Source organism: Rhizobacter sp. P2_H2, from assembly GCF_056403375.1.
The window spans coordinates 1-2555 of the sequence record NZ_JBFUFP010000800.1 but is presented as its reverse complement, the minus strand read 5'-3'; the positions used below and the strand labels follow the sequence as shown (position 1 = coordinate 2555).

At 69.3% G+C, this 2555-nt stretch carries 3 protein-coding genes; 1 reads left to right on the top strand and 2 read right to left on the bottom strand.

From position 1 onward, the window contains the following. Positions 1–1229, bottom strand: a 1229-nt coding sequence (locus AC1D15_RS26505; protein ID WP_477828343.1) for a sensor histidine kinase, incomplete at its 3' end; no start/stop codon positions are given. Next, the gene (locus AC1D15_RS26500) at positions 1226–1909 is read right to left on the bottom strand and encodes a response regulator (protein WP_052212733.1); all 684 of its coding nucleotides are present in this window, start codon (positions 1907–1909) and stop codon (positions 1226–1228) included. The genes AC1D15_RS26500 and AC1D15_RS26505, both read right to left, overlap by 4 nt. Positions 1910–2204: 295 nt before the next feature. Between AC1D15_RS26500 and AC1D15_RS26495 the strand changes: the two genes are divergently transcribed. Next, positions 2205–2555 (top strand): tripartite tricarboxylate transporter substrate-binding protein (locus AC1D15_RS26495; RefSeq protein ID WP_477828344.1); only part of this gene is annotated, 351 nt, incomplete at its 3' end.

The following is a 2555-nucleotide window of genomic DNA, read 5'->3' as shown; positions in this document are numbered from 1 at the left end:
GTGTGGAACGGCTCGAACAGCCGGTCGCGCAGCTCGGGTGCGATGCCCGGGCCGCTGTCGCTGATCAGCAGCTCGGCGTTCGCGACCCGCATCAGCAGCTCACCGCGCTTCGGGGTCTCGCGGATCGCGTTGTGCAACAGGTTGCGCAGCAGCTCCCGCACCATCCACTCATGGCCGTGCACCCAGCTCGGTGCGGCCTGCAGCTCGAAGTCGAGGTCGCGCTCGCCGATCAGTGGCGACAGGTCGAGCGCCACCTCTTGCGCTAGCTTTCCCAGGTCGGCGGTGGCCGGCTCGGCCTGGCCCTGCACCTGCTCGACCTTGGCCAGCGCGAGCATCTGGTTGGCCAGCCGGATCGCCCGGTCGACCGTCGCATGCATCGCCGGCAGTGCGTCGCGGGCATCGCTGGCCGGCATGCACAGCGCCGACTGCACCTGCGTCTTCAGCACCGCGAGCGGCGTGCGCAGCTGGTGCGAGGCATCGCGCACGAACTGGCGCTGGTGGTCGTGCAGCCGCTGCAATCGCTGCATCAACTGGTTCACCGCGCCGAGCAGCGGTGTCATCTCGATCGGCAGGTCCGGGCTTGCCACCGGCGACAGGTCGCGGGCGCTGCGCGATTCGAGCTGCGCGCGCAGCGCCTCGATCGGCCGCAGCGCGTGGGCGACGACGAACCAGGTGATCGCCACGACGACGCTGATCAGCAGCGCCTGGCGGACCAGCGTGTCCATCAGGATCTGCCGCGCCAGGCGCCGCCGCACCTCCAGCGTCTCGGCCACCTGCACCAGCGCGACGCCGCGCGCATCGGAGCTGGCCACCGGCTGGTAGAGCGCGGCGATGCGCACCGGCTCGCCGCGGAACTCGCCGTCGTAGAAATCGACCAGCGCGTCGTACGCCGAGCGCTGCGGCGGCGTGCGCGCATAGGCCGGGAAATCGGAGTACCCCGACAGGAACTCGCCGTTGAAGCCGCTCACGCGGTACATCATCCGGGCGTCGCCGTTGTCGAGCATCTCCAGCGCGTTGTACGGCAGCTCCACGTGCAACTCGCTGCCCTTGACCGACAGCAGCTCGCCGATGTTGCGGGCCGAGCTGAGCAGCGTGCGGTCGTAGGCCAGCGTGATGGCGTCGAGCGCTCGCTGGTAGAGGCTGACCGTGTCGAACGCAATGAAGCAGGCGATCGGCAGCACGATCCAGCCCATCAGCCGGCGCCGCAATGAATGGACCGGCCGTGTCATGCGCTGGCGTCGGGCGGGTCGCAGCGCAGCAGGTAGCCCAGGCCGCGCAGCGTGATCAGCGAGACGCCCGAGCCGGCGAGCTTCTTGCGCAGCCGGTAGGCCACCACCTCGATCGCCTCGAACTGGATGTCGGTCTCCATCGGGAACACGACGCGGAACAGCTTCTCCTTCGGCAGCGCATGGCCGGGCCGCGCGATCAGCGCCTTCAGCAACGCCTGCTCGCGCGGCGTCACGTCGAACACGCGGCCGTCGAGGTAGAACGCGCCGGAGGACAGCTCCAGCGTCAGCGCGCCGCAGGCGAGCTCCTCCGATCCGGGGTCCGCGGTGCGGCGCAGCAGTGCGCGGATGCGGGCCTCGAGTTCGTCCAGGTCGAACGGCTTGGCCAGGTAGTCGTCGGCACCGGCGTTCAGGCCCAGCACCCGGTCGCCGACCGCGCCGCGCGCCGTCAGCACCACGATGGGGACGCGGATCCCCTCGGCGCGCGCGCGGTGCAGCACCTGCAGGCCGTCCAGCCCGGGAATCGTCAGGTCGAGCAGCGTCAGGTCGGGCGGCTGGTTGCGCAGCTGCTGCAGCGCATCGCTGCCGTTGTGCACCACCGCCATGTCGAAGCCGCGCCGCTCGAGCGCCAGCTGCAGCGCCTGCGCCATCGCGAGATCGTCTTCCACCAGCAGGAGTTTCATGGCCGCGAGTGTGCCTTGCCGCGCAAGGGGGTCTTGTCAGGGGCGATCCGGGTCTGACAGGAAGACGACAGCGGGCAGGACCGGGAATGACAGCCGTCTGACAGTCTCATGCCGGCACCCCAGGGCTTGCCCGGATGTAACCGGGCGCTGCTGCGCTCAGGATGGCGCCTCTGTTCAGTGCATTCCCCCTCAAGGAGACTTATTCATGCGACGCCTCTTGCTCAAAACCGTGCTGTTGCCGCTGGCCCTTGCGACCGCCTCCGCGGCCGTGTTCGCCCAGGACAACTTCAAGGTGATGATCGGCGCCACCCCCGGTGGCGGCTACGACCAGACCGGCCGCGGCATCGGCAAGGCCATGCAGGAAGCGGGCGTCGCCGGCTCGATCACCTATGAGAACAAGGGTGGCGCCGGCGGCACGATCGGCCTGGCCCAGTTCGCGAACGCATCGAAGGGCGACCCGAACGCGATGATCGTCGTCGGCGCCATCATGGTTGGCGCGATCGTGCAGAACAAGCCGCCGATCACGCTGAATGACGCGACGCCGGTGGCGCGCCTGCTGGCCGAGTACAACGTGTTCGTCGTGCCGGCCAACTCGCCGCTGAAGACGATGAAGGACGTCGTCGAGCAGATGAAGAAGGACCCCGGC